Consider the following 17,276-nt stretch of genomic DNA (forward strand, 5'->3'; position numbering starts at 1 on the left):
ACGAGCTTCGTGATACAAAATCAAAATCAGCCCGATCTGCAAGAAGAAATAATAGAGGCGCGGACGTATCCTCCGCTGTGGCGCAACCGGGATTATTTGCTGATGTGGAGTGGTCAGGTGGTTTCGGGGGTGGGTACGCAGGTGTCGCAGCTGGCCTTCCCGTTGTTGATCCTGGCGCTGACGCGGTCGCCGGCGCAGGCCGGTATCGCGGGCGCGCTGCGCGTCATCCCGTATCTGCTGCTCAGTCTGCCGGCGGGCGCGCTGCTGGATCGCTGGAACCGCAAGCTGGTGATGATCATCTGCGACCTGGGCCGCTTCCTGAGCATGGCGAGCATTCCACTGGCCCTCTTTTTTGGCCACCTGACCATCGTACAGCTCTACGTGGTCTCGCTGGTTGAAGGAGTACTGTTTGTCTTCTTCGATCTGGCCGAGGTCTCCAGCCTGCCGCAGGTGGTTTCCAAGGAGCAGCTCCCGGCGGCCAGCGCGCAGAATATCGCCACCTTTAATATCGCCATGCTGCTTGGCGCGCCGCTGGGCGGCCTGCTCTTCAGCGTTGGCCGGGCCTTTCCATTCCTGGCCGATACCGTCTCGTATTTCTGTTCTGTGGTCTCGCTGTTCTTTATTCGCACGCCGTTCCAGCAGGAGCGCAGTGGCGACAGGGGCGCCCTGCTGCCGGAGGTCAAGGAGGGCCTGAAGTGGCTGTGGGAGCAACGCTTCGTGCGCTCGCTGGTGACGATTCTGAGTGGCCTTAACCTGGTATCTGGAGGGATCGCGCTGCTCGTAATTGTGCTGGGACAGCACGTGCATGCCTCGACGATAGACCTGGGCGTCCTGTTTGCCGTGTCTGGCATGGCCGGGGTGCTGGGATCGCTGCTGGCGCCGATCCTCTATCGCTATGTGAGCTTTTTCACGCTCACCACCGTCACCTTCTGGGCGCAGGTCATCCTGACGCCGCTGCTGATCGTGGCCCCCAACCTGTTCGTGATCGGTGCCATTGTCGCGCTGCTCTTTTTCCTGACCCCCATCTTTGATGTTTTGCAGCGCGGTCGCCGCATGGCCCTGATCCCCGATGGCCTGCAGGGCCGCATCAACAGCGTCTACCGGCTGATCGTCATTGGCGTTTACCCCATAAGTCTGGCCATGACCGGCTTCATGCTCCAGAGCTACGGCACAACGCCGACCATTCTTGTCATGACGGGCGGACTGGTGCTGATCTCCCTCTTCGCCACCTTCAATCCCTACATCCGCCACGCCGATGAGTAGCAGGCTTGCCCGCGGCTTTATGGCGGCACTGGTGAAGTGTTTCAGTGTTCGTGAGCAGCATAGATCTGCTCAAGAAGCGGATAGAGCCAGGGGAGTGTGTCATACACTTCTCTCCTGGCTCTATCCCGACTCCACCTTTTTTGTGTCAGTCTTCATTCTCCTTATCGTGGCCTGACTCTTCATCAAGGATCAAGGGTTGACCACAGTTGAAGCAATAACGGAAGTAACGAGGAGAGCGTGCTCCACAGGAGGAGCAGGGAAGCCCCGGCTCACCTTCGGAGAGCAATGTTGATGCTTCTGACGGTATGGATGGAATGGCGGCGGCCTCTTCCGGTTGTTTTTCCCCCAGCACCCGCAGAGTTTCTGCTCGTACCTGTTCTAGCTGGAGGTTGAAGCTTCCTTCTAAGACTTTGGCTGCGACTCCCTCGCCTTCTCGCACAAGACCTAGCAAGAGGTGCTCCGTCCCAATATAACGATGATTCAGGCGGCGAGCTTCATCAAATGTGAGCTCGAGAACCTTTTTGGCGCGTGGTGTCAGGCCAATTTCGCCCAGGACAACGTGTTCGCCTCGTCCAATGATCGCTTCAACGGCCTGCCGGACCTGATCGACCTCGACACCCAGGTTTCTGAGCACCTCAGAGGCAACACCCCCTTCTTCCCGGATCAATCCCAGCAGCAGGTGCTCTGTGCCGATATAGTTGTGTTGAAAACGCTGCGCCTCCTTTTGTGCCAGCGTTAAAACGTGGCGTGCCCGTTTGGTGAACCGGTCAAAGCGGTCGCGATCCCCCTCCCCCGAGTGTGTGAAGTGTTTTCCCGGAATGATTTTTCGCAATACCTGGGCAAACGGATCGCGTGGATTGCCCGAACCGCCTCCAGCCTCCTTTTGCGCATGAGCAGTAATGCGCTGCCGCTGCAGATAATGCTGGAGATCGGACGGCGCAAAGCGATAATCGGCACCAATGCGATAGGCTGAGAGCTCACCCTTGTTGACCAGACGACGAATCGTCACCGGATCAACATGGAGAAGTTCCGCTATCTCCTCAGAAGTCATGAACTGTTCCATCTGAACCCCTCCCTTTTGTTCAATAAGGCACCATCAATAACCATGAAGAACTATATATTACTATAAAGACTATATATTACTTTGGGCGAAAATGCAAGAGGGGTATTTCATCAGGGTATAATTCATTTTTTGCAAAAAGACAAGGCAACAAGAAACGCGAAACCTCCCCCCAACGTGATACGTCCCCCGAACACGAAATCTCCCCCCAACGTGATACGTCCCCCGAACACGAAACCTCCCCCCCAACGTGACACGTCCCCCGAACACGAAATCTCCCCCCAACGTGACACGTCCCCCGAACACGAAACCTCCCCCCAACGTGACACGTCCCCCGAACACGAAACCTCCCCCCAACGTGACACGTCCCTGTAGGGTCGACCTTCAACGGTCGACCGGGCCGCGAGCGCCAGCGATTGCGGCCCACGTACCCCCGCGACACCGCTTCTCCTGTCTTACACGCTCGCCCACGTGGCACCTCCACACGAACGCTCCGCACACGAACCCAAAAGTTACGTGGGGCGAGATGCCATCCACGAGAAACCGACCCGGCTGGGTACAGAAGCGTTTCATATGATATCCTCCTTTGTGAGGTTATCCACAGGGGGACCGCGTTTATGCACACCTGCCTGCCATTTTTGCACAATGCTTCCACATCTTTGCTCTAAAAGTTGTGGATAAACCTCTAGCGATCACACAGGCGATTCAGCTATACTTCTGTTGTAGAAGTTGTTCAAGTAGATATCTCCACGTTTTTCAGTTATTTCGTCACCCACATCTAGCGCTTATATATCAGGAGGGAGAATTGCTATGCAGACTACCATGAAGACGTCGGAGATTACGCCGCAGAGTGCTCTGCGTCATCGCCGGATCGCGCCGGCGACCGAAGAGATACGCTTCGTACAGCCACGGGCATCGTTGACGCGCGCCGGGCAGGAGCCGCACACGACCGGCGGTCCTCCCGCCGTCACCGTCAACAAGCTGACCAAAACCAGGCAACTCCCCCAGCCACAGCCACGCGGGCTGATGAGCGACATGCACTGGTCGCTGCCCGCCGGACTGGCGATGCTGGCTATGGTACTCATCTTCTGGCTGGGCCAGATGGCGATCAACTGGAGCGTGACCACGTATGATGACATGCGCTATGGTCGTCCGCGCACCGTGCAGGCTGACGCCTTCGTGGGCCACGAGAGCGGCCAGGCGCCCAGCCACTTTATCGCGCTCAACGACCATGGACGCATCGAGATCATCGAGTTCCCCAGCGGCGATCCCGCCCACTCGCGCATCTTTATGGGTCCCCAGATCTGGGGCACCAACGCCGACCTGGTCCCGATCAACATCAGCTTCGTACCATCGACCACCGACAGCAAATTGAAGGACATGCAGATCTCATTCCAAAATACCCACATCCTTTTCCACAACGAAAAGGGTACCTTCGTCATGCAGAGCCGATAAGGAACGATGCCATGAAACCAGTAGAACCAGTGATCACGGTAGACTTGTTCGAGCCACTGCTTGACCGCCTGCTCCAGTTGTTGCGCCAGCTCTCGCCGGAGGAGTGGCAGCGTCCCACGGCCTGCGAGGGCTGGAGCGTCAAGGATATCGCCCTGCACCTGCTGGGCGATGAGGTTGGCAAGCTCTCTGGCGGACGCGACAAAGACACTTCCGGTAGACTTAAGCCTGGGCCAGATTTCGTCAGTCAGATCAACGCTCACAATGCCATCTGGGTGGAGGCCACCCGTCGTATAAGTACCCGCCTGCTCTGTGAACTGCTGGACAGCACCGGGCATGAGGTGGTGCAGTACTTTAAGAGCCTTCCGCTGATGGAGCTGGGCGGTCCCGTGAGCTGGGCTGGACCCGAACCGGCCCCCATCTGGTTTGACGTGGCCCGTGAATACACTGAGCGCTGGCACCACCAGCAGCATATACGTGAAGCGCTTCAGCGGCCGGGGTTGACCGAAGCTACCTTCCTCGCGCCTGTGCTGGACACGTTTGTGCGCGCCCTGCCCTACACATACCGTGCCGTAGAGGCTCCTGAGCACACGGTCATCCACCTGCAGGTAACCGGCGAGGCCGGGCGCAGCTGGTTCCTGATGCGCGACCATGCTGGCTGGTCCCTGTTCACAAGCACTGATTTTGAGCCCGCTGTCACCATCACCATTGATCAGCAGACCACCTGGCGCCTACTCACCAGGGGACTCGCCAGGGATCAGGCGCTGGCCAACGCTACTATCCAGGGCGACACGGCCCTTGCACTCCCCTTTTTTAACGCCGTTTCCATTATTGCCTGATGTGATGCAGCCGTTTCTTGCGTACAATTTGCTGAGCGTTCAGCCGTGGTAGTAGTCGGCGAGCGCGGTGAACGCGGCCTTGGGTTCCCAGGGCATGTCAGGATAGGTGTCGCCTGGGCGGTCCTCCAGGATCTTGACGATGCCCCAACTGGCTATGTCGAGATCTGCGCGGGGATCGCTGCGGTGCGGCCAGCCGTAACAGACGAAGGTGCATACGAAGGCGGCGTCAACACCCTCGTCGGCGAAGATGCCTAGCAACTCGCGCAGGTAGGTGGCCTGCACCTGCTCATCGCGGATGTAGTCGCCGTTGAGCCGCACGGGGATGCCCCCTTCAAATACCATCATCTCGCCGCCGCCGCGCGCACCGTTGTCGGCCGCGCCGCGATGCGTGGCGCAGCCGACCTCGGTGATGGCAACCGGCTTGCCCTGCGCGACCAGCACACGGACGCTCTGCTGGAAGATGGCGGCGATCTCCTTTGAGCGGTGCAGGTCGACCGAAACGATGTCGAACAGCGTCCAGTCGACGCCCTCGAATGGGATGGAGGCGTAGGTGATCTTGCCGCCGAACCGCTCGCGTACTACGTTGACAGCTTTGCTGAGAAAGTCGTTGATGCGTGCGGGAACCCCGGCCAGCAGCTCACGTATCCCCGGCTCACGCCGCAGCAGGGGACCGGTTCGCTCCTCGAAGCTATTGCCTGGCAGGAATCCGATGTTGAACAGGCTCAGCTCCGCGCCTGTGACGAATACGACCTTGGCTCCCTGGCAGCGAATGCGCTCGGCTCGCTCCGCCCCGTCGGCGAATAGCTTGAGCAGTTCCTCGGCGTCGAGCTGATAGGGGAATGGCGAGAACCAGATCTCCAGGCCCAGATCAGCAGCGTAGCGCGCGGCGAATTCGAGCCGGTCCAGATCGTCGCCGAACAGGCGCACCGCGTTACAATGCAGATCGTCGCGGATAATCTGCAACTCACGCCGCACCAGGTCATGATCAAATGGCCGACGCGTGACGCCGTCGGTACTGAATCCGGTGTCATAACCGATGCCTCTCACTCGCAGAGATCGTTTTTGCGCTATGGCAGATCCGTCATCGTTGTGCTTCATAGACATTTCCCTTTCATATACATATACATAGTTAAAAAAATGACAACAGGACAACAGGACATAAGGTGCCATAAACTGAGGCTCTCTTATGCCTTCAGGCAAGCTGTTTGGTGCTTATTCTGAGACTTTCTCCTCGTTTGTTACGGGCAGAAGAAGGCGCAGAATGATGCGGGCGTCAGGAACATAGGCGCGGAACTGCTCTGGATCGCGCAGAGCCCAGCGCGTGAGGCCATCGAGACAGGCGCCCATCACCGCGACCAGTTGATCCGGATCGCCCGGCGCAACCTCGCCGCTGGCCTGGCCCTCGACAATCAGTTGTCTCATCGCCGCCAACAGCGTTTGATAGCGCTTGCCGAGCAGCTGGCGTACCTCCTCGGGCATCGCCCCCGTCTCAAGAGCGTGCTGAAGCAGTTGATGGGCCTCAAGTGGCTCGCGCTGTCCGCGTGCTCCCACGATACCTGAGATCAGCGCGGCAAGCCTCTCTCCTGGTGTTCCAGGCATCTCCACCAGTTTCTGGAACTCGGCAGGATTGTCTGGTATCGTTTGCTTGATCAGCTCGCAGAAGATCGCCTCCTTGTCGTCGAAATAGCGGTAGGCCAGTCCCAGACTGATCTGAGCCTCAGCTGCGATATCCGTGATCGTCGCGTCCATCCCCTTGCGAGCGAAGACACTCCTGGCACTTTCCAGGATCCTGGCACGCTGCGCTTCGCGGATGCGTTGATTTGCTTCTGGCGTTCGAGGCATATCCTTGCCCTTTCAATGAATAAAAATTTCTTTCATTGAAAATATACCTGTTCAGCTCACCTTTGTCAAGTAGGCTCGGCCTTCGCGGCCAATACTTTCAGCTTTAGAGCAAGCAACAAGAAAAGAGACGAGAGTACGTGCGGGGCTTGCCCCCGCTTGCTTGCTCGCCGCTCGAAACAGCAACCAACAGGATGTGGTGCATCGCATTCAACCGTCCTTGATCGCTTTGAGGGTGCCTTTCCTTTTGGGATGCAAAGAAGCGGGGGCAAGCCCCGCACGTACTGGGTTCTTTTCTCGTTTTGCGTGATCTTAAATTGAAAGTATCGGCCGCGAGGGCCGAACCTACGGGTGTCATCTCGTGAGGGGACCGCGCCTCAAGGGGCGATCGTTGCTCTTACTGCGGCCGAAGGCGTCAACTCTACCCCAGCGGCCAGGAATGTTGAAGATCATCAATTCCTGCAGCTCATCGGGCAGGTATGGGTTGACGAGCAGATGATCGTCGATCGGCTCAAGACCGAGGATGGTGCGCAGCAGTAGCAGCGGCGCCGCCGTGGCCCAGGCCTGTGGGCTACACGCGGTCGGATATTCGACCGGGTAGTCGGTCATGGAGCGGTCATAGCCGGCGAAGGCCTCGGGCAATCTATAGTTGAAGTAGGTGGCCGCCTGCAGGATGCCCATGGCGACCTGATTGGCCTCTTTCTTGTAGCCATTGCGCGCTAGCCCGTAGGCGATGAGCGAGTTGTCATGGGGCCAGATGGTGCCGTTGTGATAGCCAATGGGATTATAGCCGCCGTCGCCCTCGGCCATGGTGCGCACGCCCCAGCCGGAGAAGAGGCGATGCCCCATCAGGTGACGAACGCAGGATTCGACCTTGTCGTCTTCGACAATGCCGCTCCACAGCAGGTGGCCGATGTTCGAGGTCAGGGAGTCCACCTTGCGTCCCTGGCCGTCGATAGCCAGCGCGAAGTAGCCTTTGTCTTCGAGCCAGAAGTCGCGGTTGAAGCGCTCCTTCAGTTCGGCCGCCTCGCGTTCCAGCTTCGCGGCGAAGGTAGGATCGCCCCAGATGTCGCGTGCCAGGCGGGCGCAGCGCCTTTTGGCGTCGTAGACGTAGCCCTGGATCTCGCATAGCGTGCGTGGGAGGTGCGAGTTGGTGCCATCAGCGAAGAGGATGGAGTTCCATGAGTCCTTCCAGCACTGGTTGACCAGTCCCGTCTTTTTGTTGCGGCGATTGTACTCGACGTAGCCATCGCCGTTGATGTCTCCATAGGTATCGATCCAATCGAGGGCCGCGCGGGCATTGTGTTCCATCTCCATAACCAGTTGGGTATTGCCTGTCCAGCGCTCGACCTCGTCCAGCAGGATCAGAAAGAGGGGCGTGGAATCGGCGGCGCCATAGTAGGGTGAGTGGGGCCGTTCCTCGAAGGCGGTCATCTCTCCGAAGCGGGACTCGTGGATGATCTTGCCTGGTTCCTCGTCGCGGAACTCATCGACGTAGCAGCCTTGACGATAGGCCAGGTTGCGCAGCGTCGTTATGGCCAGCTCGGGGGCGAATGGCAGCGCCTGGAAGCTGGTGATCAGGCTATCGCGACCGAAGACGGCCATGAACCAGGGCAGACCGGCCGCCGGCAGGGCCTGTCCCGGCAGCGATTTGAGGTATAAGCGTAGCGAGGCCAGATCGACCATGCTCTGCTGATAGATGCGGTCCAGTTCGGGCCATTCGCAGCGCAGATCGGGGGCCGCCGCCAGCCAGTCGTCGAGATCGCGCCTCATCTCCGCCCGTGCGTCACCTTCCATCGGGACCGTGTGTTCTTCGATGCCTGCCTTCGCCACCACGACATCTATCTCCGCCGTCCAGCTCTCTTGAGGTTCGATATGCACGGCGAAGCTGATGGCATCAGACGCCATCGTGCAGGGCTGGTCGCAGGTAATCCAGGTCTCGCGCACAAACGCCTCGCGCTGATAGCGCAGGATCAGGCGGTGCTCCTCAATCTCCTGCGCATAGCTGCCTTTTTTCTGTAGGGAGTCTTTCATCTCAAAGATGTCGGCGAAGTCGGCGCCGACCTCGATGCGCACATTCAGGTCCACCGCCTTGTTGGAGTGGCTGATGATGCGCAGCTGCTCGTGGAAGCCGTGGCCGATCGTACGCGTGCGAATGACCGAGAGCGCCGCGTCGACGTAGACGGTTCCCGTCGTTGGTGCCAGGAAGAAGCTCATAGAGTGGTATTGCACGTCGTCGGTCGCCAGGCCGCGCGGAAAGACGCCGTTGATCGTCAGGCGCCAGCACGATAGGAAGCGCGTATCGGTACTAAACAGGCCTTGGGTATTGGTTGGCGATGCATCGATGTCGCCGCGTGTATCGCTAACTACGAACGTAGAACCGCTTATCATGCTGACCGTTTGTGTGGTCTTAGGGGGAGCTTTTTCGTTAAAAGCGGGAATTGGTGGAGGAACGGGATCAGACTCTTCTTCAAACTGCGTCTCATCCGGCTCCAGATCTTGCTCAGAAGCGGTTGGTGGTGGAAAGAGCCGCTGCACCGCGAATAACAGCGCCACGCTACCACCACAGGTAAAAATCGATCGCATATACGCGGTCAGAAGGTTATATTTGCCCGTCACCACCAGATCGAAGTCCGCCACGTTCCCGGCGATCATCGCGTCCGCCTCATCCGAGCTTTCGCTAAGCGTAAGTTGTCCATCATCTATAGTTAGATAGCGACTGCCGAAGCCATAAATATCGAAGCGGCATGTGCCATTGACACCACGCAACCATTTATTGCTACCCATATTCGCCAGCTGCTCGAAGAAATCGGCTGTATTGGAAGCCATCTCTATCATCTGTCTCTTACTCTGCTTTCTAAGGGTCTCCTGTATATAATAGCAGACACTGGCTGCCTGCTTTGAATGCTTTGAATACTACACGTTATAGACTGCCATTTCGTCCTTCCTTTTCCCTTTTTTCTCCACTGAGAGCGTTTTTTATTCTATCACTATCGGAATATAATGGTTTGCCAGCCCGCGAACGCCGCCGCCGCCGCCATGTACGCTGCGGGCAAGCGTATCTAGGATGCCTGGAGGAATTGTAAGATTATCGCTTGCTCATGCGATGTGGTAGGTAAGAAATAATATGTTGAGGTAATTATGTATCTCTACGACAAGGATGCAAGTGCTGGAATGGATGCGCTGTATGAGCAACACGCGGGCGCCATCTTTGACTATCTGCGTCACCGCACGCCGACGCGGCAGGATGCCGAGGATATATTGCTGGATGTGTTTACGGCGGCCATGGAGGACAGGAAATTCGCGCACCTGGCCGAGCGTGAGCAGGTCTCCTGGCTCTGGCGCGTCGCGCGCAACAAGGCCGTCGATGCGTTTCGGCGCCTGCGCGTCCGGCAGTGCCTGACGCTGGAACAGATCTCGGAGATGATCGATGACGATCACCTGCTTGATCCAGAGCGAGCCGCGTTACAGCTCGATTACGTGGCCCAGGTCCAGCAGCTGATGACGCACCTCTCACCGCTCCAGCAAGAGATTATCCAACTCCGCTTTGGCTACGAGCTGCGCTGCCCTGAGATCGCGCAGGTCCTCGGCAAGCGTGAGCAGGCCATTTACACGGCACTTTCGCGCGCGCTCAATCTGCTGCGCAGCGTTCACACCCGGCAGTAAGGAGGCGATACACCTATGTTCAATGATCCAAAGACTGATCAATTTACCCCGCAGACCGTCGATGAGCAGATTGAGCAACCGGCCAATCAACAACTGGTTGAGGCGTTGCGCCTGATGCACCAACCGGCGCCGAGCGAGAATGATCGCGCCTCCCTGCTGCGTGTCCAGCAGCAGTTGCGGCAGTGTGGAATGGGCGATGCCGCCGATAGACGTCCCGGCAAGCTCTATGTCCTTTCACCACGGACGGCACAACAGCGGCAGCCACACCGCACCAGACGCGTTTCGCCTGTGCTGGCGAGCCTGGTCGCGCTGCTCCTGCTGGGGATCCTGGTAGGCATGTTCGCCATCAGGGCGCATACCCCGCAGGTAGCAACGCCCCCCAATGCGGTCGCGCCTGCCCAGAACAATCTCTATACCTTAGCGGACGACACCTTGACGAAGCTGTCCGGCCAGAATGGCGCCACCATCTGGCGGCAGACCGTCCCCCATCCACAATCTTTGTCAGATTACGCCCCCTACTCACACCTGGAGGTGCGCTCCGGTACCGTCTATGCCATCTTTGACGATGATCTCTACGCGCTGCGCGCCGCTGACGGCCGTATCATCTGGCATACCCATGTCTCTACTGTGCCCCCGGTGTATACCGTCATCGATGGCACAGGCATATATAATCATCTGCAGGACGGCACCTTTGTCGCCTACTCAACCAGGGACGGGGCCCGGCAATGGTACAATACCAGCTTTCATACGGCGATCGTTCATCTGAACATCATGGCTTTTCAGGTACAGCATGGGAGTGTCTATATCCATTCTGAGCATGACCAGCAGGGGTACCTCTCTGCTTTAGACAGCGTGACGGGGAGTGTGCGCTGGTCTCGCCTTCTCTCATCAGTTATCCCAGGTTCCCCATTGCTGACGCTTGACGTGAATGGAACGGTCTACTGCATCGCGAGTAATTACCTCTACGCGCTCAATGAGCAGACCGGCCAGATCCAATGGCGGCAACAGAGCCTGGAACCTGCGCAGTTCACCCAGCTCTACCTGGTCAATGGAATTGTCTACACCGTCACTGGCAACACCTGGGACGGGGATGAATCGGGAAAGCGCAGCCGCGTATACGCGTTTGATGCCTCCAGTGGGAAACCACTCTGGGTCACCCCAATCGGTTATGGACTGCTGTCCCCGGATGGTGATGTTTATCCTATAGCCAGTACGACACTGCTCTCACAGCATGGCTATCTGTTTGTGAACGCTAACATGAAGAACGGGCATAGCATCCAGGCATTAAATGCCAAAGACGGCAAGGTCGCCTGGCAGGTGGACGTACCCATGCCAACCGCTGTGGTAAGCGGAAGGATCGCCAATGGTATCCTCTATGTGAGCAATGGAAACGTGGAGCAGCCGCGTCAACTTGCCTCCATCGATCCGCGAGCGGGCAAGCAGCTTGCCTCCCATAAGCCAGTATCATCGTACAAATATACCTGGATTGCGGGCGGCGACGCGCAGCATCTCTACCTTGGCATGGGATCTGATTCCGCAAACATCCAGGCGTTTGCGAGCGTGCGCCTATCAGATGGCACGTTGGTCTGGCAAAAGCGGCTCAATCCTCCCGCAAGCCCAATGTATGAGGTGATTATGGCCCCATAATAGAGCCGGTTTAACCCTGACGCGCCTGGCGAGAATATATCATAGCCATCACCAGGCGCCCACAACAGAACGTAATCGAACCCCCAGCCCAAAATGGAACGTAATCGTAGGGGCGACCTTCAACGGTCGCCCGGGCCGCGAGCGACAGCGATTGCGGCCCCGTCCCCGGCCGGTTCGGCACCCCGTACATGACATCTCGCCCCATGCGGAACGTTCGCGTTATTGGTTAAGCTGGCGCAAGAATTTCTTGCGTCCCACCCCCATGCGACCATTGATGCTCTCCGGCACCTGTTCACCAAGGAACGAGAGCGCCTTCCCCTTGTCATCAATCACAAAATAGCCTTTGCCGTTTCCTATCCAACCTTTGTGTATCATCCTTGTACCAAGCATGACGGGGAGCGTTCCTATAAGCACGCGTAAAAGTGGCGGAAACGTTACGATGGTGCGCGGCTCCACCAACAGGTTGAACAGGCGCGGCAGGCGTGAGATCACCAACGTATAGAATATATGCGCTTGGCTGATGCCAAAGCCGATATTGTCGCCGCCCTCCTGTATGCGCGGCCAGTAAGCGGTAATCAAGAGTGGTCGCGGTACGGTAGCGGATCTGAGTCCCTCATCCATCAGAAATCCTTTCTTCAGTCACTATCTGCTTCTCAAATTCTCTCTTGCTGCATACGTCACGCAGCTTAACTGGCCTGGGCCAGAAACTGCTTCCGGCTCACGCCCATACGCCACTTGAGGAAAGGAGGGAACCACTTTCGCAGAAATACCTTCGCCGTTCCCTGTTCATCCAGAATGTAGAAGCCGGTTCGCCTGGCCGCCGGAATGAAGAGTATCATGATGATCAGTGGAAACAACAGCCCAACCCTCATCACCTGGTATAAGGCGGGCCGTTCCCGTACGAATACGGCTGGTCGCGCCTGTGGGGATAAGAGGGGCCGCAGTCGCGGAAGAATAAACCAATCCATAATAATTGAGAACGGTGTCATCAGTAGTTGATAGAACAGGTAGTTGCGTGAGATGCCGAAGCCGATATGCTCCTCGCCTGCCCCTCGCAGCGGCCAGTAGCTCAGGATAAGGATCCTCTCGGCATTCACCGCCTTTTGCTTGCGCATGATTTTAACCCTTCCATTCACTTATTAATATATTGCATCACTTAATAAGGACGTCGGATGCCGTTCTATCCCCAATTATTACGATGTTCGCATTATTTTCCGCTTTCCCTTGTTTGTGACAGAATAAAAGTCTATGAGCGCCACTGCCTATACCCGCGACATCGAATGAGATGCAGCCAGGCAGGCGGTAATGGTGTATAAACAAACAATATTGCTTGACATAAGATAGGAGGCTGGCAGACCATGTTTATCTTCTATTCCATTCATTATCCCCTGCCCGAAAAGGAGGCTCTGCTGGTTCAGAGCATGCACGAGTTTGGAGAGTTGATGAAGCAACAGCCAGGGATTATTTTTCAAGCCCCTTATCCCTTCAAAGATCCTGAAAAGGGAACGCTCATGGGTGTCTCCATCTGGGAATCGCGGGAAGCTTTCCAGGCCGTTCTGCCCACTTTGCAGAGTGCCCGGCAAGATAGCCCCTCGAACGAGTGGGAAGCTAAACCAACCGAGGTCTATATGCTCGATTCAGCTGATTAATATGAGATACGAGAAAGGGACGACATGGTATGGATGAAGCGTTGATTGAGCGGCTTCGAACAATCTGTCTGGCTCTGCCCGAGGCCACGGAGGGAGGTGGTGTGGGGAACCCGACGTTTCGGGTGCGCGACAAGATTTTCGCCATGCAGCATCCGGTGGATGGTCGCATGACGGTCTGGTGCAAGGCGCCGGCGGGGGCGCAGCAGGCGCTGGTCGGCTCCGATCCCGAGCACTTCTTTGTGCCGCCCTATGTCGGCCATCATGGCTGGATCGGCCTCTGGTTCGACGTCGATCTCGATTGGGAGCTGATCAGCGGCCTGGTCACCGATAGTTACCGCATGACCGCTCCCAAACGCCTGCTGGCCCGACTGGGATAAAGCTGGGGCAGGCCCGGCACCTCCAATATAGATTAGAGATCAGTTTTGAACGCGGCCACGATAGCTGCTGTGAGCTGCTGTGCATATCTGCCGTCGGGATCAAGGTCCGGGTCAAAGACTGTAATCTCCATGCCGATAGCCAGTTCTGAAGCGAGCAGGGGGTGTAAGAGCTGGACGAGCTCCTCTAAGCTCAGACCTCCAGGTTCCGGTGTGTCTACGGCTGGCATGATAGAGGGATCCAACACATCTACATCCAGGTGAATCCAGTAGCCGGCAAGCGAACGGTGAGCGAGTTCTACCACCACCGCTTGTCCTACGCGAGCAGGATCTTGCTGGATCTGCTCTATCTCAAACGTAGTCATGCCAGCCTGCTTTATCTCGTGCGCGCACTCATCATGCGGGCGAAAGCTGAGGGCGACCACATCACTGTCGCGCACAAGCGGCTTCAGGCCCTCAAGATTTGGGAGATCCGGGTCGCCTCGTCCTGTGACCAGGGCCAGGTCCTCGCCGGCCGCCGCCCCCAGGGTCTCTGAATTGCCTGGATGGCGGAAGTCGAGGTGACCATCGATATAAACCAGGCCATAGGGTCCATCGCGGCGCAGAGCCAACATTGGGCCCAGCAGGATGCTGCAATCTCCACCCAGGACGAGTATGAACTTTTGCTGCTTGCTTAGTGACTGAATGCGGTCCGCCAGTCGGTGCGCATACGCCGCGATCGCCGCGCCATTTCGTACCGTTTTCCCATCCCAGGCGCTCAGGTAGCGTGGTGGCGTGACGACTCCCCCTTCCTGTGCATCGAGACGTTCGAGCAGGTGCTGGTCGCGCAATGCCCCGGCCAGTTTATAGACACCGGGTACGGCGCCTGGCTCTGGTGGACGCAGCCCCAGATTGGATGGGGCATCCAACATGATGATCGGTTTGGCCATGGTACCTATCCTTTTTCGGCGGTGGCTCTCTGATCTCCACCTGCTGAGATACTCTGGGCGGTGCGTCAGGCCATCAGGCTCTGTAGCTCGAAGAAGTATTTGGCGTCGTTGGTCTTGTAGAGCCCATACCAGGCTTCCCGCACCTGGTTGTTGTAGAGCTCCAGCTTCTTAGCGATCTGGTAGGCGAACTCCAGCGGTGAGGTCCCACCGGCGGTAATCAGGTCACCATCGGTGATGGCTGGTTGTGATTGAAAGTGGGCGCTCCCTCTATATCCAGTGGCCTCCAGTTCTCCCAACCAGTTGCCGGTGTGTGGCCTGTCGTCCAGCATGCCCGCCAGAGCCAGCCCGGCGGTCGCCCCGCAGATGGCCGCGACCGGTACGCCATGGGCCAGGAACTCTCTGGCTTTATCAATCGCCTGCTTATGGCTTCCCTCGCCCCAGCCCGAACCGCCGGGCAGGATCAGCATGGCGCTGCGCGTCGGATCAAGCTCATCCAGCGCCATATCGGGCAGGATCGTCAGGCCACCGGTCGTCCTCACCGGCTCGCGATCGATGCCGACGGTCTTCACCTCGTAGCGTCCCGGCTGCTGTTGAAAGGCGGGATTGTTGATGGCGACAACGGCGTACATTGGTTCCCAATCAGAGAGTGTATTAAACACAAAAAGATGAACGGTCTGCTGCTCCATGCTGCCTGCTCCTTTTATGCGTTATCTTCTGCTGTTTCAAATTCTAAGAGCAGTGTAGCACGCAAAGCGGTCATTATCGTTCCTGATAACGACCGCTTTGCGACAAAGCCGGGACAAGCCAGGCACCTATGGCTGCTGGGGAGCCGGCCGGAGCTGGTTCGTGAAGAGGAGCCAGCCGATAAAGATTAGCCAGGGGACGAGCCCGACGATGCCCAGCGGTGCCCCTATGTAGGGGTTGCCCGCTGTCATGGCGTAGCCGGCGATGGCGCCCGCGCAGGCATTGATAGACGCGTGCGCCAGTACGGCGGGCCAGATGCTGCCGGTGCGCACGCGCAGCCAGGTGAGCAGAAAGCTGTAGGGGATGGTCGAGAGCAGGAAGAAGAAGACGCCCAGCGCGGGATAGAGTCCCCCGAACTCGTAGCCGTCCAGCACGATCAGTGGCGCGTGCCAGAAGCCCCAGATGATCCCGATCAGCAGGGCCGCCCGTACGTTGCCCAGCGGCATCAAGCGGGGCAGCAGGTAGCCGCGCCAGCCGAACTCCTCGCCAAACGTCGCCACCATAGTAATGGGTAGATTGACCGTCAGGGATGACAGGATGATCAACCAGCCCAGCGTAGCGGGCGCTATAGGTGACTGACTGCTCTTTGGCGCCAGCTTCAGCAATTGACCCGCTTTCTCGGCCAGCGCCCATTGTTGCAGGTGCAGCAGGAAAGCCAGGGCGAAGCCGATCGTCAGCAGAACTATGGGAATCAGGTAGGCGGCGACATAGAACAGCCAGGTGTGCCGGTCCCCTTTATACTCGCGGCCGCGCAGACGCAGACCCGCATCACCGAAACCTTCGTGGCGCAGCAGGCGCACCAGCAGTGCCGCCAGCGCCGGACCAAACATGCCCAGGCCAGCGCGTATCACAAATGGCACGCCCACTAGCCTCAGCAGGATAAACATGCTCCACGAAATCACAAACGCCAGCAGCAGATACCAGCCGGTACCTTTCCAGTCAACAACCGCCGAACCAGGTCGCGTGTATGTATAGCTACGCGTTTCCATAATAATACCTCTAGAGGATGAATAGAGAGGGCCCACCATTAATTGATCCAACGTATCAAGGCAGAGCTCTCATTATGATAGGCACAAGTATTGTTATATATCTACTATAACAATGCTTGTGCCTATCATAGTGCTCAACCACTGTATATGTCAAGATGCTAATGTATTGGGAGCATGCCTTTAGTGGGAGAACCAGGCTATCAAGGGAAAATTTATCCGTCCACGTTGTTGGTATTGATGAGCGCAAATATTATTTCGTCAACAAACTGGTTGTTGGCATATTGACGATCGCGGAGGCGTCCCTCTTTCTGAAAGCCGAGCTTTTCGAGCAGGCGTGCGGAAGCGAGATTGGGATACGCAACCTGAGCTTCAATGCGATGCACGTGGATGTGTTCGAAGCCGAACTGAATAATCGCAGCCAGGGCCTCTGTCATGATCCCTTTATTCCAGTAGTGTTTTGAGAGAATATAGCTCAGAACTGCAAGTCGATTATCGACATCCCATGAATATCCACAGTTGCCGATGACCCTGTCCTCTCCCTTCAATATGATGCCCCAGCGTAGTGCTTCATGTTGAGTAAAACGTCTTCGATGACGTTCAATACTCTTTTCTGCTTGTTCGAGCTGTGTCATCGGCGCAGGATCGTAGTAGCGCATCGTCTCTTCATCGGACAGAAAGAGGAAGGAATCCTGCGCATCCGTTGCTGCGAGTTGCCGTAAGATCAGGCGTTCTGTTTCTAAGGTCGGAAAGTTGTGCAGGTGGATATTTAAGCCCATGATGATTATGCTCTCCTCAAATGTGTTCTATATAAAATAAACATGCGAA

General features: G+C 57.3%; 16 protein-coding genes and 2 pseudogenes. 7 read left to right on the forward strand and 11 right to left on the reverse strand.

Annotated features, from left to right (window positions below; translation table 11 throughout):
• Window positions 1–9 precede the first annotated feature (9 nt).
• Window positions 10–1,263 carry an MFS transporter gene (locus tag AABA21_RS11280; protein ID WP_338249872.1) on the forward strand — a complete coding sequence of 418 codons (1,254 nt, stop codon included), beginning with the start codon at window positions 10–12 and terminating at the stop codon, window positions 1,261–1,263.
• Between the two features lie 346 nt (window positions 1,264–1,609).
• Here AABA21_RS11280 and AABA21_RS39335 read toward each other — a convergent pair.
• Window positions 1,610–2,086: pseudogene (locus AABA21_RS39335) on the reverse strand (Clp protease N-terminal domain-containing protein); the annotation flags it as partial.
• A gap of 90 nt (window positions 2,087–2,176) precedes the next feature.
• Window positions 2,177–2,326: pseudogene (locus tag AABA21_RS39340) on the reverse strand (helix-turn-helix domain-containing protein); the annotation flags it as partial.
• Between the two features lie 807 nt (window positions 2,327–3,133).
• Here AABA21_RS39340 and AABA21_RS11290 point away from each other — a divergent pair.
• Together AABA21_RS11290 and AABA21_RS11295 are read left to right on the forward strand one after the other, a co-directional pair.
• On the forward strand, window positions 3,134–3,778 hold the full coding sequence (locus tag AABA21_RS11290) for a hypothetical protein (RefSeq protein WP_338249875.1): 645 nt from the start codon (window positions 3,134–3,136) through the stop codon (window positions 3,776–3,778).
• Window positions 3,779–3,789: 11 nt separating this feature from the next.
• Complete coding sequence (locus AABA21_RS11295; protein WP_338249877.1) at window positions 3,790–4,614, forward strand: maleylpyruvate isomerase family mycothiol-dependent enzyme; 825 nt, start codon at window positions 3,790–3,792, stop codon at window positions 4,612–4,614.
• A 39-nt stretch (window positions 4,615–4,653) separates the two neighbouring features.
• Here the strand turns inward: AABA21_RS11295 and AABA21_RS11300 are convergent, their stop codons facing one another.
• From AABA21_RS11300 to AABA21_RS11310, 3 genes are all read right to left on the reverse strand, one after another.
• Entirely contained in the window at window positions 4,654–5,667 is a 1,014-nt protein-coding gene (locus AABA21_RS11300; protein WP_420917147.1) for a hypothetical protein, read from the reverse strand.
• Window positions 5,668–5,826: 159 nt separating this feature from the next.
• Window positions 5,827–6,456 (reverse strand): TetR/AcrR family transcriptional regulator, encoded by a 630-nt coding sequence (locus tag AABA21_RS11305; protein WP_338249881.1) that lies wholly within the window; start codon window positions 6,454–6,456, stop codon window positions 5,827–5,829.
• 351 nt (window positions 6,457–6,807) lie between these two features.
• On the reverse strand, window positions 6,808–9,291 hold the full coding sequence (locus AABA21_RS11310; RefSeq protein WP_338249883.1) for a glycogen debranching N-terminal domain-containing protein: 2,484 nt from the start codon (window positions 9,289–9,291) through the stop codon (window positions 6,808–6,810).
• A gap of 336 nt (window positions 9,292–9,627) precedes the next feature.
• On the opposite strand from AABA21_RS11310, the gene AABA21_RS11315 reads away from it, so the two are divergent.
• A complete protein-coding gene (locus tag AABA21_RS11315; protein ID WP_338249885.1) occupies window positions 9,628–10,119 on the forward strand; it encodes an RNA polymerase sigma factor in 492 nt (163 codons plus the stop codon).
• Between the two features lie 15 nt (window positions 10,120–10,134).
• Window positions 10,135–11,766, forward strand: coding sequence for an outer membrane protein assembly factor BamB family protein (locus AABA21_RS11320; RefSeq protein ID WP_338249887.1), 1,632 nt, complete (start codon window positions 10,135–10,137; stop codon window positions 11,764–11,766).
• Between the two features lie 219 nt (window positions 11,767–11,985).
• Here AABA21_RS11320 and AABA21_RS11325 read toward each other — a convergent pair whose 3' ends face one another.
• Entirely contained in the window at window positions 11,986–12,387 is a 402-nt protein-coding gene (locus AABA21_RS11325) for a hypothetical protein (RefSeq protein WP_338249889.1), read from the reverse strand.
• A gap of 65 nt (window positions 12,388–12,452) precedes the next feature.
• The gene (locus AABA21_RS11330; protein WP_338249891.1) at window positions 12,453–12,881 is read right to left on the reverse strand and encodes a hypothetical protein; all 429 of its coding nucleotides are present in this window, start codon (window positions 12,879–12,881) and stop codon (window positions 12,453–12,455) included.
• A 243-nt stretch (window positions 12,882–13,124) separates the two neighbouring features.
• Between AABA21_RS11330 and AABA21_RS11335 the strand changes: the two genes are divergently transcribed.
• Together AABA21_RS11335 and AABA21_RS11340 are read left to right on the forward strand one after the other, a co-directional pair.
• The gene (locus AABA21_RS11335; RefSeq protein WP_338249893.1) at window positions 13,125–13,415 is read left to right on the forward strand and encodes a hypothetical protein; all 291 of its coding nucleotides are present in this window, start codon (window positions 13,125–13,127) and stop codon (window positions 13,413–13,415) included.
• A 29-nt stretch (window positions 13,416–13,444) separates the two neighbouring features.
• A complete protein-coding gene (locus tag AABA21_RS11340; protein WP_338249895.1) occupies window positions 13,445–13,792 on the forward strand; it encodes an MmcQ/YjbR family DNA-binding protein in 348 nt (115 codons plus the stop codon).
• Window positions 13,793–13,824: 32 nt separating this feature from the next.
• Here the strand turns inward: AABA21_RS11340 and AABA21_RS11345 are convergent, their stop codons facing one another.
• The 4 genes from AABA21_RS11345 to AABA21_RS11360 all read right to left on the reverse strand — a co-directional run bounded on the left by AABA21_RS11345 (window position 13,825) and on the right by AABA21_RS11360 (window position 17,227).
• A complete protein-coding gene (locus AABA21_RS11345) occupies window positions 13,825–14,718 on the reverse strand; it encodes an arginase family protein (protein ID WP_338249897.1) in 894 nt (297 codons plus the stop codon).
• A gap of 65 nt (window positions 14,719–14,783) precedes the next feature.
• On the reverse strand, window positions 14,784–15,404 hold the full coding sequence (locus tag AABA21_RS11350; RefSeq protein WP_338249899.1) for a type 1 glutamine amidotransferase family protein: 621 nt from the start codon (window positions 15,402–15,404) through the stop codon (window positions 14,784–14,786).
• Between the two features lie 126 nt (window positions 15,405–15,530).
• Complete coding sequence (locus tag AABA21_RS11355; RefSeq protein ID WP_338249903.1) at window positions 15,531–16,451, reverse strand: CPBP family intramembrane glutamic endopeptidase; 921 nt, start codon at window positions 16,449–16,451, stop codon at window positions 15,531–15,533.
• A gap of 212 nt (window positions 16,452–16,663) precedes the next feature.
• Window positions 16,664–17,227: a GNAT family N-acetyltransferase gene (locus AABA21_RS11360; RefSeq protein ID WP_338249906.1), complete on the reverse strand. Its 564-nt coding sequence runs from the start codon at window positions 17,225–17,227 to the stop codon at window positions 16,664–16,666.
• Window positions 17,228–17,276 lie beyond the last annotated feature (49 nt).

The sequence above is a fragment of the Dictyobacter halimunensis genome (genome assembly GCF_036245075.1).

Excerpts from the sequence above, each read along its gene's own strand:
- AABA21_RS11290 (WP_338249875.1), top strand. The coding sequence starts at position 3,134 with ATGCAGACTACCATGAAGACGTCGGAGATTACGCCGCAGAGTGCTCTG.
- AABA21_RS11295 (WP_338249877.1), top strand. The coding sequence starts at position 3,790 with ATGAAACCAGTAGAACCAGTGATCACGGTAGACTTGTTCGAGCCACTG.
- AABA21_RS11305 (WP_338249881.1), bottom strand. The coding sequence starts at position 6,456 with ATGCCTCGAACGCCAGAAGCAAATCAACGCATCCGCGAAGCGCAGCGT.
- AABA21_RS11310 (WP_338249883.1), bottom strand. The coding sequence starts at position 9,291 with ATGATAGAGATGGCTTCCAATACAGCCGATTTCTTCGAGCAGCTGGCG.
- AABA21_RS11315 (WP_338249885.1), top strand. The coding sequence starts at position 9,628 with ATGGATGCGCTGTATGAGCAACACGCGGGCGCCATCTTTGACTATCTG.
- AABA21_RS11320 (WP_338249887.1), top strand. The coding sequence starts at position 10,135 with ATGTTCAATGATCCAAAGACTGATCAATTTACCCCGCAGACCGTCGAT.
- AABA21_RS11325 (WP_338249889.1), bottom strand. The coding sequence starts at position 12,387 with ATGGATGAGGGACTCAGATCCGCTACCGTACCGCGACCACTCTTGATT.
- AABA21_RS11330 (WP_338249891.1), bottom strand. The coding sequence starts at position 12,881 with ATGCGCAAGCAAAAGGCGGTGAATGCCGAGAGGATCCTTATCCTGAGC.
- AABA21_RS11335 (WP_338249893.1), top strand. The coding sequence starts at position 13,125 with ATGTTTATCTTCTATTCCATTCATTATCCCCTGCCCGAAAAGGAGGCT.
- AABA21_RS11340 (WP_338249895.1), top strand. The coding sequence starts at position 13,445 with ATGGATGAAGCGTTGATTGAGCGGCTTCGAACAATCTGTCTGGCTCTG.
- AABA21_RS11345 (WP_338249897.1), bottom strand. The coding sequence starts at position 14,718 with ATGGCCAAACCGATCATCATGTTGGATGCCCCATCCAATCTGGGGCTG.
- AABA21_RS11350 (WP_338249899.1), bottom strand. The coding sequence starts at position 15,404 with ATGGAGCAGCAGACCGTTCATCTTTTTGTGTTTAATACACTCTCTGAT.
- AABA21_RS11355 (WP_338249903.1), bottom strand. The coding sequence starts at position 16,451 with ATGGAAACGCGTAGCTATACATACACGCGACCTGGTTCGGCGGTTGTT.
- AABA21_RS11360 (WP_338249906.1), bottom strand. The coding sequence starts at position 17,227 with ATGGGCTTAAATATCCACCTGCACAACTTTCCGACCTTAGAAACAGAA.